Origin of the sequence: Enterococcus sp. AZ119, from assembly GCF_050546175.1 — a bacterium.
Taxonomy (GTDB): domain Bacteria; phylum Bacillota; class Bacilli; order Lactobacillales; family Enterococcaceae; genus Enterococcus; species Enterococcus faecalis.
In genome coordinates this window covers 2,712,501-2,730,783 of record NZ_CP172951.1, presented here as the reverse complement: position 1 = coordinate 2,730,783, position 18,283 = coordinate 2,712,501, and the positions used below count along the sequence as shown (strand labels likewise).

At 38.6% G+C, this 18,283-nt stretch carries 16 protein-coding genes and 1 other annotated feature; of the genes, 13 read left to right on the top strand and 3 right to left on the bottom strand.

From position 1 onward, the window contains the following. The first annotated feature begins 7 nt into the window (after positions 1-7). The 13 genes from srlE to guaB all read left to right on the top strand — a co-directional run bounded on the left by srlE (position 8) and on the right by guaB (position 13,995). Positions 8-1,003, top strand: a complete 996-nt coding sequence (gene srlE / locus IGL37_RS13205; RefSeq protein ID WP_002355982.1) for a PTS glucitol/sorbitol transporter subunit IIB — start codon at positions 8-10, stop codon at positions 1,001-1,003. A 23-nt stretch (positions 1,004-1,026) separates the two neighbouring features. Next, positions 1,027-1,383 carry a PTS glucitol/sorbitol transporter subunit IIA gene (locus IGL37_RS13200; RefSeq protein ID WP_002355981.1) on the top strand — a complete coding sequence of 119 codons (357 nt, stop codon included), beginning with the start codon at positions 1,027-1,029 and terminating at the stop codon, positions 1,381-1,383. 27 nt (positions 1,384-1,410) lie between these two features. Continuing rightward, the gene (locus tag IGL37_RS13195) at positions 1,411-2,088 is read left to right on the top strand and encodes a fructose-6-phosphate aldolase (protein WP_002368741.1); all 678 of its coding nucleotides are present in this window, start codon (positions 1,411-1,413) and stop codon (positions 2,086-2,088) included. Between the two features lie 200 nt (positions 2,089-2,288). Further along, positions 2,289-4,061: an oleate hydratase gene (locus tag IGL37_RS13190; RefSeq protein ID WP_002361446.1), complete on the top strand. Its 1,773-nt coding sequence runs from the start codon at positions 2,289-2,291 to the stop codon at positions 4,059-4,061. A gap of 558 nt (positions 4,062-4,619) precedes the next feature. Continuing rightward, positions 4,620-5,606, top strand: coding sequence for a DUF3114 domain-containing protein (locus IGL37_RS13185; protein ID WP_033918168.1), 987 nt, complete (start codon positions 4,620-4,622; stop codon positions 5,604-5,606). 248 nt (positions 5,607-5,854) lie between these two features. Then, positions 5,855-6,571 carry a 16S rRNA (guanine(527)-N(7))-methyltransferase RsmG gene (rsmG, locus tag IGL37_RS13180; protein WP_002355977.1) on the top strand — a complete coding sequence of 239 codons (717 nt, stop codon included), beginning with the start codon at positions 5,855-5,857 and terminating at the stop codon, positions 6,569-6,571. 15 nt (positions 6,572-6,586) lie between these two features. Then, positions 6,587-7,348, top strand: a complete 762-nt coding sequence (locus tag IGL37_RS13175; RefSeq protein WP_002355976.1) for a ParA family protein — start codon at positions 6,587-6,589, stop codon at positions 7,346-7,348. Beyond that, positions 7,341-8,231 carry a ParB/RepB/Spo0J family partition protein gene (locus IGL37_RS13170; RefSeq protein ID WP_002355975.1) on the top strand — a complete coding sequence of 297 codons (891 nt, stop codon included), beginning with the start codon at positions 7,341-7,343 and terminating at the stop codon, positions 8,229-8,231. Before IGL37_RS13175 ends, IGL37_RS13170 begins: the two co-directional genes overlap by 8 nt. A 117-nt stretch (positions 8,232-8,348) precedes the next feature. Further along, positions 8,349-8,534, top strand: a complete 186-nt coding sequence (locus IGL37_RS13165) for a DUF951 domain-containing protein (RefSeq protein WP_002355974.1) — start codon at positions 8,349-8,351, stop codon at positions 8,532-8,534. Positions 8,535-8,590: 56 nt separating this feature from the next. Continuing rightward, entirely contained in the window at positions 8,591-9,706 is a 1,116-nt protein-coding gene (gene ychF / locus IGL37_RS13160) for a redox-regulated ATPase YchF (RefSeq protein ID WP_002355971.1), read from the top strand. 112 nt (positions 9,707-9,818) lie between these two features. Continuing rightward, positions 9,819-10,508 (top strand): DUF1129 domain-containing protein, encoded by a 690-nt coding sequence (locus IGL37_RS13155; protein ID WP_002363563.1) that lies wholly within the window; start codon positions 9,819-9,821, stop codon positions 10,506-10,508. 165 nt (positions 10,509-10,673) lie between these two features. Next, complete coding sequence (locus IGL37_RS13150) at positions 10,674-12,356, top strand: 6-pyruvoyl-tetrahydropterin synthase-related protein (protein WP_033918169.1); 1,683 nt, start codon at positions 10,674-10,676, stop codon at positions 12,354-12,356. A gap of 157 nt (positions 12,357-12,513) precedes the next feature. Further along, on the top strand, positions 12,514-13,995 hold the full coding sequence (gene guaB / locus IGL37_RS13145) for an IMP dehydrogenase (protein ID WP_002355966.1): 1,482 nt from the start codon (positions 12,514-12,516) through the stop codon (positions 13,993-13,995). Between the two features lie 168 nt (positions 13,996-14,163). Here guaB and serS read toward each other — a convergent pair whose 3' ends face one another. The 3 genes from serS to IGL37_RS13130 all read right to left on the bottom strand — a co-directional run bounded on the left by serS (position 14,164) and on the right by IGL37_RS13130 (position 17,630). Further along, positions 14,164-15,435, bottom strand: coding sequence for a serine--tRNA ligase (serS, locus tag IGL37_RS13140; protein ID WP_002355965.1), 1,272 nt, complete (start codon positions 15,433-15,435; stop codon positions 14,164-14,166). Between the two features lie 87 nt (positions 15,436-15,522). Then, positions 15,523-15,729, bottom strand: a binding site (T-box leader). A 40-nt stretch (positions 15,730-15,769) separates the two neighbouring features. After that, on the bottom strand, positions 15,770-16,951 hold the full coding sequence (locus tag IGL37_RS13135; RefSeq protein WP_002363566.1) for a sensor histidine kinase: 1,182 nt from the start codon (positions 16,949-16,951) through the stop codon (positions 15,770-15,772). Beyond that, positions 16,941-17,630 (bottom strand): response regulator transcription factor, encoded by a 690-nt coding sequence (locus IGL37_RS13130; protein WP_002355963.1) that lies wholly within the window; start codon positions 17,628-17,630, stop codon positions 16,941-16,943. The genes IGL37_RS13135 and IGL37_RS13130 overlap by 11 nt, the downstream gene beginning before the upstream one ends. Between the last annotated feature and the right edge of the window lie 653 nt (positions 17,631-18,283).

Sequence of the window (18,283 nt, the reverse complement as noted above, 5' to 3'; positions counted from 1 at the left end):
AGGTGCGATGACGTACAATAGTATTAAGGTAGTTAAAGGAAATGGCGGTTATGGTGGGCCCTTAGTGATTACACCGACAGAAGAAAAACATAAATTTATTTACATTACAGGTGGCGGCGAGAAACCCGCAATTGTTGATAAAATCGTAGAATTGACAGGAATGGAAGCGGTCAATGGTTTTAAGACATCGATTCCAGATGATGAAATCGCATTAGCCATTATTGATTGTGGAGGCACTCTTCGTTGCGGAATTTATCCTAAAAAAGGAATTCCTACTATTAACGTTGTTCCAACTGGCAAAAGTGGTCCCTTAGCACAATACATTAATGAGACAATTTATGTTTCCGCTGTAGGCCCGAAACAGATTACATTGACATCAGAAGAAGCTGCTGCTGATACAGAAAAGCCCACCTCGAAAAAAACAGAATTTAAATATGATACAAGTAAAAAAATTACTGAACAAAAAGCGGAACAACAAAGTTTTGTTGCGAAAATTGGTATGGGTGCAGGAAAAGTTGTAGCGACATTCAACCAATCAGCCCGTGAAGGCGTACAAACGATGATCAACACAGTGATTCCGTTTATGGCATTTGTTTCTTTATTAATTGGTGTGATTCAAGGTTCAGGAATTGGTGAATTTTTTGCCAATATCATGGCGCCATTGGCAGGAAACATTGTGGGGTTAACAATTATTGGTTTTATTTGTTCTCTGCCGTTTCTTTCTCCTTTATTAGGTCCTGGAGCAGTAATCAGCCAAGTAATTGGTACGTTAATTGGTGTGGAAATTGGGAAAGGCAACATTCCGCCACAACTAGCCTTACCAGCATTGTTTGCTATTAATACACAAAACGCGTGCGACTTTATTCCCGTGGGCTTAGGCTTGGAAGAAGCTGAAGCTGAAACCGTTGAAGTCGGGGTCCCTTCTGTTTTATATTCTCGTTTCTTAAATGGTGCCCCTCGAGTACTAGTTGCTTGGTTAGCAAGTTTTGGATTGTATAGTTAAAAAATTTTTTTGGAGGATGGGAAATGTCAGTATTTACAACAAAGGTTCAGTCTATTGGACCAGAAGCCGAATTATTTAAAGAAGAAAAAATGGTCATCTTATTTGGAAAAGATGCACCAGATGCTTTAGCAGATTATTGTTATAACATTGAGGTTCAGCCAGTCACAGAAGCGATTACGGACAAGCAAACGTTAGTGATTGATGAACAAACTTACCAGATTACCGCTGTAGGCGAGGTAGTATTAACTAATTTAGACACATTGGGTCACATTACTATTAAATTTGATGGCGCAACAACACCTGAATTACCAGGTACATTATATGTTGAAGAAAAAGCTATTCCTGAAATAACTGTTGGTACAACAATCACTATTCTATAATTATCGTTTAAGGGAGGAACGTAAAAGATGGAATTTATGCTAGATACAATTAATCTTGAGGCTATTCGAAAGTATCAGAAAATTTTACCACTGGCAGGCGTGACGTCTAATCCCAGTATTGTTAAACAAGCAGGAAAAATTGACTTCTTTGCGCAGATGAAAGAAATCAAAAAAACGATTGGACAAGCGAGTTTGCACGTCCAAGTGGTCGGTCAAACGACAGAAGAGATGCTAGAAGATGCCCAAACCATTGTACAACAATTAGGCCAAGAAACATTCATTAAAATCCCAGTCAATGAAGCAGGCTTGGCAGCCATCAAACAACTAAAGCAGGCAAATTATCGGATAACAGCAACCGCTATTTATACAGAATTTCAAGGTTATCTAGCGATTGCGGCAGGTGCAGATTATTTAGCGCCTTATTATAATAGGATGGAGAATTTAACAATTGATTCTCAAAAGGTTATTGAGCATTTAGCTGCAGAAATTAAACGGACGAACGCAAAGAGTAAGATCTTAGCTGCTAGTTTTAAAAACGTGGCACAAATTAATCAAGCCTGTCAAATGGGGGCGCAAGCGGTCACTATCGCACCAGAACTCGTGACACAAGGCTTGGCAATGCCCGCCATTCAAAAAGCAGTAACTGATTTTCAGGAAGATTGGGTTGCTGTTTTTGGAGTAGAAACGGTAAACGAATTAGAATAAAAAGAACGAGAAGAAAAAGCGGCCATTTTTCTTCTCGTTCTTTTTTTGTTTCACATGAAACATCTACGATTATTCACTTGCTTAAAAATTAGACAATTTTCTTTATTTGTCAAAGAATTTCTTAAAAAAAAGGGTTATCTTTTGGGTATTTTTTTTGGTAGCAGTATGATGAGGGTATCAAATGATAGGAGGAAACGAGAATGAGATACACAAATGGAAATTATGAAGCATTTGCTCGACCAAGAAAACCAAAAGGTGTAGATGACAAGAGTGCCTACATTGTTGGTGGTGGCCTAGCAGGTTTAGCAACGGCTGTTTTCTTAATTCGTGACGGTCAAATGAAGGGCGAAAATATTCACATTTTTGAAGAACTCACGCTGTCTGGCGGTTCTTTAGATGGTAAATTTATTCCCCATGATGGCTTTGTCACTCGCGGCGGACGCGAAATGGAAAACCATTTCGAGTGTTTGTGGGATCTATTTCGTTCGGTACCATCATTAGAAGTAGAAGATGCCTCTGTCCTAGATGAGTTTTACCGGTTAGATTTAGATGATCCGAATTCTTCAAATTGCCGCATTATTCATAACCGTGGCGAACGTGTCCCCGATGATGGACAATTTACTTTATCCAAAAAAGCACAAAAAGAAATCGTTGATTTATTTATGACTTCTGAAGATCAATTAATTGGCAAAAAAATTGAAGATGTTTTCGGCGAAGAATTTTTTGAATCCAACTTTTGGATCTATTGGTGTTCAATGTTTGCTTTTGAAAAATGGCACTCTGCCATTGAAATGCGCCGTTACATCATGCGCTTTATCCACCACATCAAAGGTTTGCCTGACTTTACAGCCTTGAAGTTTACCAAATACAATCAATACGAATCGTTAGTGAAACCATTACTAAGCTTTTTAACCAATCAAGGGGTAGACTTTCAATATGAAACAACGATCAATGATATCCAAGTCGACATCAAAGGAGCTACTAAAGTTGCTCGGCGATTATTGCTGACACAAGCGGGCAAAACCAAAGAAATTCCTTTAACTGAAAATGATTTAGTCTTCGTAACGAATGGCTCAATTACTGAAAGTTCGACGCAAGGAGATCATCATACACCAGCACCAATTACTCATGAACTAGGGGGAAGTTGGAATCTCTGGAAAAACTTAGCAAAACAATCCCCAGAATTTGGGCACCCAGAAGTTTTCTGTGAAAATTTACCAGATGAAAGTTGGTTTGTCTCAGCAACGATTACGTGGGAAAATTTCGATATTGAACCGTATCTTTCTCGGTTAACACATCGTAAATTACGGACAGGAAAAATTGTCACAGGTGGTATTATTACTATCAAAGACTCTAATTGGATGATGAGTTTCGCTATGCATAGACAACCGCATTTTAAAGAACAAAATGATCAACAATCTATAACTTGGGTATATGGATTACTTTCTAATAAACCAGGAAATTATATCAAAAAACCAATCGAACAATGTACAGGCCAAGAAATTACGCAAGAGTTACTTTATCATTTAGGGGTCCCAGAAGGGGAAATTGAACGTATTTCAGAAGAATCGGCTACCACTATTCCGGTTTATATGCCGTTTATCACTTCTTACTTTATGTTAAGAGAACCAGGCGATCGACCATTAGTTGTACCAAACGGCTCTAAAAATCTTGCTTTCATTGGGAACTTCGCAGATACTGAACGAGATACGGTGTTTACAACAGAGTATTCTGTACGGACAGCGATGGAAGCTGTTTATCAATTGCTAGAGGTTGAACGCGGAGTACCAGAAGTGTTTGCTTCTGCATACGACTTGCGCGTCTTAGCAAACTCTGTTTATTATTTATCTGACAAGAAAAAATTAACAGAAATGGATATGCCGTTCGTGGAACGCAAAATGGTTGAACACTTTGTGAAGAAATTTGAGGATACGTATATTGGTGATATTTTAAGAGAAAATCATTTAATTTAGTTGAAAGAGGTCGGGATAGAAGTGTTTAACTCCGAGAAATAAGAAGGAATTTCCGAAAATTGTTCTATAATTTTTGGAGAATTTCGGCTTATTTCCGAAGGAGTTGCTTCTGTTCCCGCCGTTTATCAGTTTTTGAGCGTGGAGCAAAAATCCAAAGTGGTTTTTGTCCCATGCTCTTTTTTGTTGGATTATCAACCGTTGAATAAATATTCATTATTATGCATATTTCTTTTGTGATTTTATGGATATTAAATATATAATATGCTGAATGGGAGTAGCCAGTGGGCAACTTCGCAAAAAAATCTTAATTTCTGAAGAGACTTTTTCAAAATTTTGTTGAAAAGAAGGCGCATTTTTACCATAGTTTCTTCACATTTAACGGCTATTATTTAAACATACCCGATAAACAAAACCCTAACAAAACACTTTTTCATTTTTTAACTCCTCCGCCCGCCCTTCCCCAAAGGGCGGGTTGTTTTTTTGCGTTAAAGCAGTTGGCATTTTGTGGGGAAAGGATTATCATTATAGAAGAAGTATATAGAAAAAGGCGGCGAGAAGATGGGACGTTGGCAAGAATTACAACAAGCAATGAGTGCTGGTGTAGAGGCGGCGATTGACGCTGGCTGGGACCGCCAAGCTGTTTATGGATTAGTGGAAAGCGCCATAAAAGACACGCGTTTCTTGCCACTTGAGCAAGCGAAAACAGCAGTCACGGAACTGTTTTCTGAAGTGGAAGAAGTGGGCTCTTCAGCGTATGAGCGATTATTTCGCTTTTCGGCTTATCGTCCGCAAGAAAAGCTCTCGTTACTGTTATGGCAATTAGGTGCAGTGTTGGATCAGCATGGCATGTTGCAATTAGTAGGACCTTATCGTTTCTCGAAGACGATTGCACCGCATGCGACGTTTTGGCATTTGTTGGCAAAAACAGTTCAAAAAGCCTATCCGTTAGGTCTTCTTGGGAGCTTTAATCAAGAGAAAGCGAAAAAGATACATCAATTAAGAATGTATATTGATCGTCAAAATATCACGTATATCCGCGATTTTTTTAAACAAGAAGGGGACACCGATGAACAGGCATTAAAACGCTATGTTTTTGCGGCCAAGCCGCAAGGAATGGGCGGGCGGAAGCTGAAAAAAAGCTCTGCTCGTTTGCATAACAAATACCCTGAGGGGGCATCCTATTCTTTAATTAATAAGAAACGATTGACACCTAATTTTCACAGTGAGTTTATTTTGAATGAAGAAGGGACCTTTGTGACCCAGTGGGATGTGTTAGTTGAAGACTGGCGAGGCAGATTAATTAGTAATCCAGCTTATTATCAAGCGACCAAAAACAATGAATACCAGGAAAAAGTCTTGAATGGTGAATCGTTTAATTATGCAAATCGGAATAATCGTACCCATGAATTACTAGATAGTTCACCACCAGGGAGATTTGATCATCAATTACGAAAAACAGCCAAAAAAGGTTGGTTAAGTCCCCGTATCCAAGAATACGACTACCGCAGAGAACGACAAATAAAGTGCGATGATTATAGTAAGTAAAACAAGCCAATGTTTCACATGAAACATTGGCTTGTTTTACGCTTAGAGAAAGGCGGTTTTCGTTGCCGCCAATTGAACATTTTGGTCCGTGGGCTAGAGCCTTTTTACTACACAAAAAGGCGGATTTTTCTTTTATCATTCAGGCAAAAATCTTCCGAAAAGCATTGCAAGAAATTGCTATTTGCGTTAAAGTAGGAAAAGATGATTGTGAAACATTTTTCTGTTTCACAAAAAAGGAAGGAGTCTTTATGCTACCCGAAGAATTTAGACAACTATTAGCCGCAAAAGGCATTGAATTGACAGACCAACAGATGACACAATTTGACCAATATTTCCATTTATTAGTAGAATGGAATGAAAAAATGAATTTAACAGCCATTACAGAAGAAAAAGAAGTTTATTTGAAACATTTCTATGATTCTGTTTCGTTGGCATTCTTTGAAGACTTTGCCAGTGACAAAGCCATTTGTGATGTTGGCGCAGGCGCAGGATTTCCAAGTATTCCTTTGAAAATTGTTTTTCCTTCATTAAATGTCACAATTGTTGACTCTTTAAATAAACGAATTACTTTCCTAACAGAGTTAGTGAATCAACTAGGTTTGGCTAATGTTTCTTTGTATCATGATCGTGCAGAAACATTTGGTCAAAAAGCAGAATTTCGTGGCGCGTTTGATTACGTTACAGCGCGAGCAGTTGCACGATTAAATGTTTTAAGTGAACTGTGTTTACCCTTAGTTAAAAAAGAAGGCTATTTTTTAGCCTTAAAAGCATCGAAAAGTGAAGAAGAAATTAATGAAGCAAAACCTGCAATCGCTACATTAGGCGGTCAATTTCAAAAAGAAGTTGGTTTTACTTTGCCGATTACGGCAGACGAACGCCACATTGTCGTGATTCAAAAGAAAAAAGAAACCCCTAAAAAATATCCCAGAAAACCTGGATTACCAAATAAACAACCGATTAAATAAGATGGAGGCACACACATGACACGAATTATTTCTGTAGCGAACCAAAAAGGCGGCGTTGGTAAAACAACGACCACTGTAAATTTAGGCGCATGTTTAGCAAACTTAGGCAAAAAAGTCTTACTGATCGACATTGATGCACAAGGAAATGCTACCAGTGGCATGGGTGTCCCTAAACCAGATGTCGCACACGATGTGTATGATGTCCTTGTAAATGAAGAACCAATCACTAGCGTGGTTCAACATACCAGCCGTGAAAATTTAGATATTGTCCCTGCAACTATTCAATTAGCAGGCGCCGAAATTGAATTAACTTCAATGATGGCTCGAGAATCGCGCTTGAAATTAGCAATTGATGAAGTAAGAGACATGTATGATTTCGTTTTAATTGATTGCCCGCCTTCTCTAGGGCATTTAACAATCAATGCTTTTACAGCAAGTGATTCGATTCTAATTCCTGTTCAATGTGAATATTACGCATTAGAAGGCTTGAGTCAATTGCTAAATACGATTCGCTTGGTTCAAAAACATTTTAACCCTGAATTGAAAATTGAAGGGGTCTTGTTAACCATGTACGATGCTCGGACCAATTTAGGTGCCGAAGTCGTTGAAGAAGTCCGTAAATATTTCCGTGAAAAAGTCTATGACACGATTATTCCAAGAAATGTCCGTTTATCCGAAGCACCAAGTCATGGTTTACCAATCATCGACTATGATATTCGCTCAAAAGGTGCCGAAGTGTATCAAGCACTAGCAAAGGAAGTGTTGGAGAATGAATAAAGGCAAAGGTTTAGGCAGAGGCATCGATGCCTTGTTTCAAGATATCGCAAAGCTAGAAGATGTCGACGTTAAGAACGAACAAGTGACAGAAATTCTATTAAACGAACTTCGTCCCAATCCTTACCAACCACGGAAAACATTTGATGAAACCTCTTTACAAGAACTTGCAAACTCGATTCTACATTCCGGTGTGTTTCAACCGATTATTGTTCGTAAATCGGCAGTTAAAGGCTATGAAATTATTGCAGGTGAGCGTCGGTTCCGGGCTTCTAAATTAGCCGGCAAAGAAAAAATTCCCGCAATTATTCGCGAATTTGATGAAGAATCCATGATGCAAGTTGCTGTTTTGGAAAACTTACAAAGGGAAGATTTAAATCCGCTAGAAGAAGCAGAAGCCTATGAAATGCTAATGAAAAATTTGAAATTAACACAAGCGGAAGTCGCAGAACGTTTGGGCAAAAGTCGCCCGTATATTGCCAATTATTTACGATTGCTAACCTTACCAGATGCGGTCAAAGCAATGGTTCAAAAACAAAGCATGTCAATGGGTCAAGCACGGACGTTATTAGGCTTGAAGAACAAAGAACAGCTATTGCCATTAGCTAATCGTTGTATTAAAGACAATTTAACGGTTCGACAATTAGAACAACTTGTCGCTGAATTAAACGAAACACAAGGCAAAAAGGGCAAAAAAGCGAAAAAAGCCATCAAAGAAAAACCCATTTATATTCGTGAAAGTGAAGACCGCTTAATGGATAAATTTGGGACAACCGTAGCAATTCAAGAAAAAGAAGGCAAAGGAAAAATTGAAATTGAGTACTTGTCCTCTTCGGATTTGGCTAGAATTTTAGATATTTTAGATATTCATTTTGACGAGGAATAAAAAGCAAAGTGAGAAAGTAAGACAGAAAGTCACAAATCCTTTTGCTAGTTTCGTTAAAAAATGGTATTGTAATCATGGTATTTTTATATAAGTAAGAGAAGAAAGAAGGCTTGGAACATGTATGATTTAGGCGATATTGTCGAAATGAAAAAGCCGCATGCTTGCCAAGCAAATCGTTGGCAAATCATTCGCATGGGCGCTGATATCAAAATCAAGTGCACGAATTGCGGGCATATTGTCATGATGCCGCGTCGTGATTTTACTAAAAAATTAAAAAAAGTAATCGAGAAAAAAGCAGACTAATGCTTTGATGCCTCTAATAGAAAAGAGAATAGACTGAGAGAAAGAGTGGAAAACAAATGGCACTAACAGCTGGAATTGTCGGCTTACCAAACGTTGGTAAATCGACCCTATTTAACGCAATTACAAAAGCAGGAGCAGAAGCTGCAAATTATCCCTTTGCAACGATTGATCCGAACGTCGGCATGGTTGAAGTACCAGATGCCCGTTTACAACGCTTGACAGAACTAGTAAAACCGAAAAAAACAGTTCCCACAACGTTTGAATTTACAGACATCGCCGGAATTGTTAAAGGTGCCAGCAAAGGAGAAGGGCTGGGAAATCAGTTTTTAAGTCACATTCGTCAAGTAGATGCAATCTGTCACGTGGTTCGTTGTTTTGATGACGAAAATATCATGCGTGAACAAAATCGGGATGCGGATTTCGTTGATCCTTTAGCAGACATTGATACAATTAATTTAGAGCTAATTTTAGCAGATTTAGATTCAATCAATAAGCGCTATACTCGCGTGGCTAAAATGGCGAAAGCAAAAGATAAAGAAGCGGTGGAAGAATTAGCTGTTTTAGACAAAATTAAACCAGTTTTAGAAGAAGGTTTATCTGCTCGTACGATTGAATTTACGCCAGAAGAAGAGAAAATTGTTAAATCTCTTTTCTTATTAACCACAAAGCCGGTCCTTTATGTAGCAAATGTTTCAGAAGATGAAGTGGCGGATCCAGACAACAACGAGTATGTACAACAAGTTCGTAATTTTGCAACCAGTGAAAATGCGGAAGTAATCGTAGTTAGTGCGCGAGCAGAAGAAGAAATTGCTGAATTGGATTCTGAAGAAGACAAGGCTGAATTTTTAGAAGCAATGGGCATTGAACAATCTGGCTTAGATCAATTGATTCGTGCGGCGTACGATTTGTTAGGCTTAGCTACCTACTTTACAGCTGGTGAACAAGAAGTTCGTGCGTGGACGTTCCGTAAGGGAATCAAGGCACCTCAAGCAGCTGGGATTATCCACAGTGACTTTGAACGAGGCTTCATTCGTGCGGAAACAGTTTCTTATGAAGACCTAGATAAATATGGCAATATGCAAGCTGCCAAAGAAGCGGGCCGTGTTCGTTTAGAAGGAAAAGACTACGTCGTTCAAGATGGCGATGTTATGTTGTTCCGTTTTAACGTTTAAGAAAAGACCCATGCCCAACAAGCAATTTGTTTTGGGGTAAGCCCACATATTTAAGGCCATTCAGCCGTTTAGAAAGAGGTTCCCTCTACATGAGGGTGAGGAGGATACAACTATGGAAGCAGAAGCATTACGAGCAATCGTGGCTGAGAATCGTCAATTAGAACAGAATTTGACTAAAAGAAATGAACAATACATTTTTGACTTAAAAAAATCATTAAAAGCGGCTAATTTATCTGAAGAGGAGCTAGCATTGGCTCTACACGGTATTTTACCAGAATTAGTAGCCGGTCAAAAAACAGGTAAAACAGCCCGTCAGTTATTTGGCACTGTTTCAGAACGGACGGAAGCAATTTTAAATAAACCAGCAGAAGTCAAAGAACCAGCGGGCTGGATGATTTGGCTCGACAATACCTTATTATTGCTTGGTTTATTAACAATCATGTTAGCGGCGATGTCTCTATTTTCAAAAGGAACCGCACAGCCTCTCGGATTAACCACATATATCTTAGGTGCGATGGCTGGGGGTTATGTTTTCTATCTAATGCACAAATATGTTTACCGTTTTGATCGTCAAGGTGGCGACAAAAGCAAACGTCCTGGTTGGTTAAAAACGACTGCCATTCTATTTGGCGGAATGTTCTTGTGGATTGCAGTTTTCGCTGGTTCAGCGATGCTGCCACCAGTAATCAATCCCATTTTAGATCCGATGATTGCTTTAGTAATCGGTGCGTTAGCCTTTGTAGCACGCTATTTCTTCAAGAAAAAATACAATATTCAAGGTAGTTTCATGACACGTCAATAAACGGCGCGCGCTCAATTGTGAATGCGCTCGGCTGACGCAGAAACTGCAACAAGCAAAGTCGCTCTCTCAATAGAGCGTTTTAACAGTTAAAGCCTGGGGGATTAGTCGAAAAAACTAGTGTCCCAGGCTTCTGTTTTCAGAAGTTTGTAAAGAAAGGAGCCTCTTATGGGACAACAAGTGAAGTCTTGGTGCCGTCAACACGAGCGGCTACTCATTTTTATTAGTTTTCTCTTATTAAGTGGACTTTCTCTCTATTTTGTCTATTTTCAAGAGAATTTTTTACGAGCAAGTGATTTCCGCTTTCATCAAAATCGGGTGGAAGGTCTCGCATCAGCAATTAAAAACAACGACTGGTTTCCTAAAATCAATTATTTTTTCTTGGGAGGCTATGGCTATGCCTCTAGTTTGTTTTATCCAGATGCGTATCTTTATTTACCTGCGCTTTTGCGTGTTCTGGGGCTTTCCTTTGTCGCTAGTATGGCGATTTTTGTGTTTGCAGTAAACTTGGCAACATTTAGTCTTACTTATTATGCAGGCCGATTAATGGCGCTCTCTAAAAAAAGAAGCTATCTCTTTGCCATTTTGTATGGCTTATCTATTTACCGCATGCAAGACTTGTTTAATCGCCAAGCGTTAGGAGAATTTTTGGCGCTAAGCTTTTTTCCGTTGGTCTTAGCGAGCCTGTTTTTATTACGAAAGGGAACCACGAAATGTTGGCCGTTGTTAACGCTGGCGATGACTGGGATTGGGTTGGCTCACTTTATTTCTATTGAAATGGTTTCTATTTGGATTGGGTTATACATTCTGTTTTATTGGCAGCAGTTTTTTAAAAAGGAGGTCCTGTGGGCATTAGCGAAGGCTGCAGGTCTGACGCTGCTTTGGCTGGCCTTTTATCTTTTACCAGTTGCTGAACAAATGAAAAATCAAGTGTTCAAAGTTACATCCAATCCACTCACTTATATTTCCGAAAGAAGTTATCCCATTGTTTCTCTTTTCATTAATAGTTTAAAGAGCAGTGTTTTTCACGCGAAAACAGCGAATCTAGGAACCCTTTTGTTTGTGGGGCTTGTTGTAGCAGTGGTTTCGCTTGCCAGCAAAAAAATTCAGGACAAACGGTTTATTGCTTTGACGCTGGTACTCTTATTGATGGTTACCACGCTTTTTCCTTGGCACTGGCTGAACCACACGCCTTTAAATACGATTCAGTTTCCTTGGCGGTTTTTAGGGATTCTTTCCGTAATGCTCGCTTTTTTCATTGCACAAGACGAATGGGGCGTTTTCCGTAAATCTTGGACTGTGGCTTTGTTGGTTTTCCTTGCCATCAGCAATTTAGGCATTTATCAATATCAAAGTATTCAGTCACAACAAGGCCGCCTGTTAACAAAAGCTGAGTATGAGCAGCCAGCGCCTTTTTATATCGGTGCGGGTCATGAATATTTGCCAGATGAAATCAATTATCAGGAATTATTGAAACAGAAAAAACGACAACTTGATTATTCGGCAGCACAAGTAACCATTACAAATGTTAGAATGCCTTATGGGAAAATTTCATTTGACTACCAAGTGGTGAATCAATCAGCGAAGGTGACCGTTCCTTTTATTTATTACTTAGGCTATCAAGCCACGATTCAAATGAAAAACCAAACGGGCGCTAAAAAAATGAACCTAACCAATCAAGGAGGCTTAGCCGCTCTTTCTTTATCTGGTACAGGACATGTCGACATCCGTTACCAAAGAACAAAAGTGCAAAAAATAGGGACAATGATTACCTTGCTTTCTGTTGGTGGTTTTGGATTTAGCCGATTTTTACAACAAAAAAAGAAACACAAGATAAAAGAACAACGATGAAAGTAGGACCTTAATTAGGAAGAGTTGAATAAAGGACAAACCGATTTCGGCATTTTGTCCTTTATTCCTCATTGATTATTTAAACAAATCTAGTTGACTTCCTTAGTATTATCTGTTATTTTCATATATAAAATTAAGTCGAGGAGTGGACAAAAAAATGTCAAATTGGGAAACAAAATTTGCGAAAAAAGGTCTTACATTTGATGATGTGCTATTAATCCCTGCAGAAAGCCATGTCTTACCAAATGATGTAGACATGAGTGTACAATTAGCTAAAAATATCAAGTTAAATATTCCATTGATGAGTGCCAGTATGGATACTGTTACAGATAGTAATATGGCAATTGCGATGGCTCGTCAAGGTGGACTAGGTGTCGTACATAAAAATATGACTGTCGCCCAACAAGCAGACGAAGTACGTAAAGTCAAACGTTCTGAAAGCGGCGTTATCATTGATCCATTCTTTCTAACACCAACAAACTTAGTAGCGGATGCAGAAGAATTAATGAGTCGTTACCGTATTAGCGGTGTGCCAATTGTAGAAACAATGGAAAACCGTAAATTAGTCGGAATTATTACAAACCGTGATATGCGTTTTGTAACGGACTACCAAATCAAAATTGAAGAAGTCATGACAAAAGATCATTTAGTCACTGCGCCAGTTGGCACATCTTTAAAAGATGCAGAAAAAATCTTACAAAAACATAAAATCGAAAAATTACCAATCGTTGATGAAGCAGGTCGCTTAAGTGGCTTAATTACAATTAAAGACATTGAAAAAGTGATTGAATTCCCAAATGCTGCCAAAGATGAACACGGTCGTTTACTTGTGGCGGCAGCAGTCGGTGTCACTAGTGATACGTTCGAACGTGCGGAAGCATTATTAGAAGCAGGTGCCGATGCGATTGTTATCGATACTGCACATGGCCATAGTGCCGGCGTTATTCGCAAAATTAAAGAAATTCGTGAAACGTTCCCTGAAGCAACATTAATTGCTGGTAATGTTGCCACTGCTGAAGCAACCAAAGCATTGTATGATGTCGGCGTTGACGTTGTCAAAGTTGGTATTGGACCTGGTTCAATTTGTACAACACGTGTCGTTGCTGGTGTTGGTGTTCCTCAATTAACAGCGATTTATGATGCTGCTTCTGTAGCTAGAGAATATGGTAAAGCAATTATCGCTGATGGCGGTATTAAATATTCTGGTGATATCGTGAAAGCCTTAGCTGCTGGTGGCCATGCTGTAATGCTAGGAAGTATGTTAGCTGGTACAGATGAATCTCCAGGCGAATTTGAAATTTATCAAGGCCGTCGTTTCAAAACTTACCGTGGCATGGGCTCATTGGGCGCAATGGAAAAAGGATCAAGTGATCGTTACTTCCAAGGAAGTGTCAATGAAGCAAACAAATTAGTGCCAGAAGGAATCGAAGGACGTGTCGCTTACAAAGGAAGCGTTTCTGATATTGTCTTCCAATTAATCGGTGGCTTGAAATCAGGGATGGGTTACGTCGGTGCAGCAGACCTGAAAGCGTTGCGTGAAGAAGCACAATTTGTTCAAATGAGTGGTAACGGATTGAAAGAATCACATCCACATGACGTTCAAATCACAAAAGAAGCACCAAACTATTCTGTTCAATAAAATAAAAGCTGATTTTTTTGAAATTTAAAAGAGGCAGACGTCATTTCGACGTCTGCCTCTTTTTCTGTAGAATGAAGGAGTTGCTTCTGTTTCCACCGTTTATCAGGCTCCTTTTTCTGTAGAATAAAAGCCGTTATCTGATATCAGACAACGACCTTCATCTTCCCTTTATTTAATAACTGTTAGGTTACCCATGTAAGGAACTAGGACTTCTGGTACAGTCACAGAGCCATCTTCGTTTTGGTAGTTTTCTAAAATAGCAGCGACTGTCCGTCCCACGGCTAAACCAGAACCATTGAGTGTATGCGCATATTGGACTTTATCATTTTCATCACGGTAACGAATCATCGCACGGCGCGCTTGGAAATCTTCACAGTTTGAGCATGAACTGATTTCACGGTATGTCTCTTGAGCGGGAATCCAAACTTCCAAGTCATAAGTTTTCGCAGCTGAGAAGCCCATGTCACCTGTTGAAAGAGCCATGACACGGTAAGGTAATCCCAGTTTTTGCAGAATTTCTTCGGCATTATTCGTCATTTTTTCTAATTCCTCATAAGAATGCTCTGCATCACTAAATTTAACCATTTCGACTTTATTAAATTGGTGTAAACGAATTAACCCACGTGTGTCACGACCAGCGCTACCAGCTTCAGAACGGAAAGAAGGGCTCAAGGCCGTAAAGTAAATCGGTAAATCCTTGCCATCTAAAATTTCATTGTTGTAGTAATTAGTTAACGGGACTTCCGCCGTTGGGATTAACGTTAAATCCGTATCTTGTAATTGGAAGACATCTTCTTTAAATTTAGGAAATTGGCCAGTTCCGAACATGGCGGTGTCATTAACGATATAAGGCGTAATCATTTCTGTATAGCCATGTTCATAAACATGTAAATCTAACATGAAGTTGTATAACGCACGTTCTAAGCGAGCACCTAGGCCTTTGTAATAAACAAAACGGCTACCAGCTACTTTGGCACCACGTTCAAAATCTAGAATGCCTAAGTTTTCAGCGACTTCCCAGTGTGGTTTTGGTTCAAAAGCAAAAGTTCTTGGTTCACTCCAACGACGTACTTCTACATTTTCTTCTTCACCAGCACCAACAGGCACAGAATCATCTGGCAAGTTCGGTAAAGTAGTTGTGATCCCACGTAGCTCTTCGTCAATAGCATTAATTTCTGCATCTAACGCTTTAATATTACCGCCGACTTCTTTCATTTCCGCGATTTTGGCCGTTGCATCTTCTTTGTTCCGTTTTAATTGAGCAATTTCAGCAGACACATCGTTCCGGTATTTTTTCATTTCTTCGACTTTGACTAATAAATCACGGCGACTTTCATCTAAACGCAGAAATTCCACTAAGATTTCTTCTTTCACACCACGGGTTTGTAGCTTTGCTTTTACTTCGTCAAAATTTTGACGCATCATTTTTACATCTAACATATTTTTTCCTCCTTAAAATTAGTACATAATCAATAATAACTGTTGTAGAAAACAACAAAAAAGCCATCTCACCCCAAAAATAAATATTCTTGGGACGAAATGACTGGAAATCTCGCGGTACCACCCAAGTTCAGTAATGTTACTGCCCTTGATTTGCAGATAACGGCTGCAGACCGTTCCAACTTATTTCGCTGGACACCTGGAAGAGACGGACTTCTTTATAGATGAATGTTTGCTCGCACCCCCGCAAACTCTCTGGAATTCAGTGCCATAAATACTTTTTCTCTTAGTTTTCTCTTTTCTATAGAATACCGAAAAAGTTCAGGGATGTCAATTAACTCTCTGATTTCTTGTTGGTACGCTGTAAGGGTAGATGAATAATAAAGGAAGTCCACTTTTGATCAGACTTCGCATAAATATATCCACCATGTAAAGCGACAATACTTTGTGCAATAGCCAGACCTAAACCAGTACCACCCGTTTCTTGTGATCGGGATTCTTCGACACGATAGAAGCGGTCAAATAACTGATCTAAAGAATGTTTAGGGATAGCTGGTCCATCATTGCGAACAGCGATAATTGCTTCGGTGCCGACTTTGTCTACTTCCATTACAATATGATGGCCGCCTTTGCCATATTTCAAAGCGTTTGAAAGAAGGTTGTTAAAGACTCGGACTAGTTTTTCTGTATCGCCTTCCATCATTAAAGAAGCTGGATTGGCTTTTACTTGGATTTGCATATTAATCTTTTTCGCTTCCAATTCAAAATCGGCAGCAAGCTGTTCAATTAATTGTGCCATATCAAAAGTCGTCGTATGAATCGGGACACTTGGTTGACGGACTTTTGTATATTCAAAAAGATCATCAACTAATAATTTCATTTGTTTCGCTTTGACGTAAGCGGTATGCGTATATTTCAGTAAATCTTCTTGGCTATGAAATTGACGATCTTCAATCAATCCCAGATAACCAATAATAGAAGTTAACGGTGTCCGAATATCATGACTGACATTCGTAATTAATTCATCTTTTGATTTTTCAATTCGCCGTTCATCTTCAATGGCTGCGACAGTACTATCCACCAGACCGTTAATACTCGTCACGACTTTTGCTAAATCACCACTTAATTCAAACGGAATGCGGTGATTGTAATTACCATCAGCGATGTAATGTAACTCACTGATAATATGACGTAATTGCATTTGATGGTAGCGACGAATTAAGCGCCAATAGAGAACAGCTGCATCTACTAAAAAGAAAATGGGTAAGACAAATTTATTCCAGCTCCAAAACAAATCAGTATTTAATTCTTTAGCGACCGCATCCTTAGTGGCCCAGATGACACCAGCTAAGGGCGAGTTTTCACTAAGTAGTTGTCCTAAAAGGAACATAATTGAGACATTTAATAGTAGTAATAAAACAATTGTCACAATTGCTTCTGCTAATAACTCGCTGATTTCTTTAGAAGTTAAGGTAATTCGTTTTTGTTTTTCAATCTTTTTAGGTTTAACGAGCATCGATCTTATATCCAACTCCCCACACTGTTTGAATGACTTTTTCTCCACCAGTTGCTTCTTCAATCTTATCTCTTAAATGACTGACGTGAACCATCACGGTTTTAGCAGAAACAATACTTTCTTGTTGCCACACACGCTCAAAAATTTCATCCGCACTAAATACACGATTTGGATGACTAGCTAATAGATAGAGGATACCAAACTCAAGAGCGGTTAATTGAATTTCTTTTCCTTCTATTGTTTTGACTTCGTGAGAGTCCTTATTAATCATTAATGGGCCGACTTCTAATTCATCGGGTTCCTCTTTGGTTAATTGCATTTGGCTTCTACGTAAAATAGACTTCACCCGAGCCATTACTTCTAAAGGATTAAAAGGCTTGGTGACATAATCGTCTGCACCAGCAACTAAGCCTTTTATTTTATCCATATCGGTTGTTTTTGCTGTTAACATAATAATTGGAATTTGCGATTCTTTTCGAAGTTCTTTCACTACTTCCATTCCATCCATAATTGGCATCATAATGTCCAAGATTAATAAATCGATATCTGGTGTTGTGTGCAATTTGGATAACGCTTCTTTTCCATCATAAGCTTTCACGACTTCGTATCCTTCATTATGAATATAAATACTCAATAGTTCTACAATTTCTTTATCATCATCTGCAACTAAAATTTTCATAAGCGTTCATTTCCTCCATATATAAAAAATCTCTTTTCCATATTTTAACAAATAATTGCTAAAAAGGACAAAATCCTTGATATATTACGATAAATTTAGAAGATTTTGCTAAAAGTTAATAAACTATAGCCAAAAAAGGATGAAAGGGGGTAAAAAACGAACGAAAACACCTAGACCAATCATAATAATCGGTATTGAAAAAAAGTTTAAAAAAAGTGAAAATAATGATTGACCAATGCTTGAAATCTTGGTATATTATTACATGTCGCAAGGCGAGTCACACAGCTGAGCGATTCAGAAATCAATAATTAAATAACAATTCTTGATTTCAAATCTCTCGAAAAAAGTTTGAAAAAACAACAAAAAAGTTGTTGACAAATAACAAACGAGATGATAAGATATAGAAGTTGTCACAATAGACAACAACAACCGAGCAAAACAACTTAAAAAACTTTTTTAAAAAAGTTCTTGACATTCAAACGAAAGTTTGTTATGATATAAAAGTTGCTGTGAGGTAACGTAGACCTTTGAAAACTGAACAAAGAATAGACGAACCAAATGTGTAGGGCGTCTTGATTCAATTCAAGACAACAAACATTTTTAACAAGCAAGCAATATGCTAGCAAACAAATTGAGCTTAACAATCGTAAGAT

Coding starts and splice junctions, on each gene's coding strand:
- IGL37_RS13170 (WP_002355975.1), top strand. CDS start 7,341: ATGAATAAAGGCAAAGGTTTAGGCAGAGGCATCGATGCCTTGTTTCAA.
- IGL37_RS13195 (WP_002368741.1), top strand. CDS start 1,411: ATGGAATTTATGCTAGATACAATTAATCTTGAGGCTATTCGAAAGTAT.
- srlE (WP_002355982.1), top strand. CDS start 8: ATGACGTACAATAGTATTAAGGTAGTTAAAGGAAATGGCGGTTATGGT.
- IGL37_RS13165 (WP_002355974.1), top strand. CDS start 8,349: ATGTATGATTTAGGCGATATTGTCGAAATGAAAAAGCCGCATGCTTGC.
- IGL37_RS13175 (WP_002355976.1), top strand. CDS start 6,587: ATGACACGAATTATTTCTGTAGCGAACCAAAAAGGCGGCGTTGGTAAA.
- IGL37_RS13190 (WP_002361446.1), top strand. CDS start 2,289: ATGAGATACACAAATGGAAATTATGAAGCATTTGCTCGACCAAGAAAA.
- rsmG (WP_002355977.1), top strand. CDS start 5,855: ATGCTACCCGAAGAATTTAGACAACTATTAGCCGCAAAAGGCATTGAA.
- IGL37_RS13155 (WP_002363563.1), top strand. CDS start 9,819: ATGGAAGCAGAAGCATTACGAGCAATCGTGGCTGAGAATCGTCAATTA.
- ychF (WP_002355971.1), top strand. CDS start 8,591: ATGGCACTAACAGCTGGAATTGTCGGCTTACCAAACGTTGGTAAATCG.
- IGL37_RS13200 (WP_002355981.1), top strand. CDS start 1,027: ATGTCAGTATTTACAACAAAGGTTCAGTCTATTGGACCAGAAGCCGAA.
- IGL37_RS13185 (WP_033918168.1), top strand. CDS start 4,620: ATGGGACGTTGGCAAGAATTACAACAAGCAATGAGTGCTGGTGTAGAG.
- IGL37_RS13130 (WP_002355963.1), bottom strand. CDS start 17,630: ATGAAAATTTTAGTTGCAGATGATGATAAAGAAATTGTAGAACTATTG.
- IGL37_RS13150 (WP_033918169.1), top strand. CDS start 10,674: ATGGGACAACAAGTGAAGTCTTGGTGCCGTCAACACGAGCGGCTACTC.
- IGL37_RS13135 (WP_002363566.1), bottom strand. CDS start 16,951: ATGCTCGTTAAACCTAAAAAGATTGAAAAACAAAAACGAATTACCTTA.
- serS (WP_002355965.1), bottom strand. CDS start 15,435: ATGTTAGATGTAAAAATGATGCGTCAAAATTTTGACGAAGTAAAAGCA.
- guaB (WP_002355966.1), top strand. CDS start 12,514: ATGTCAAATTGGGAAACAAAATTTGCGAAAAAAGGTCTTACATTTGAT.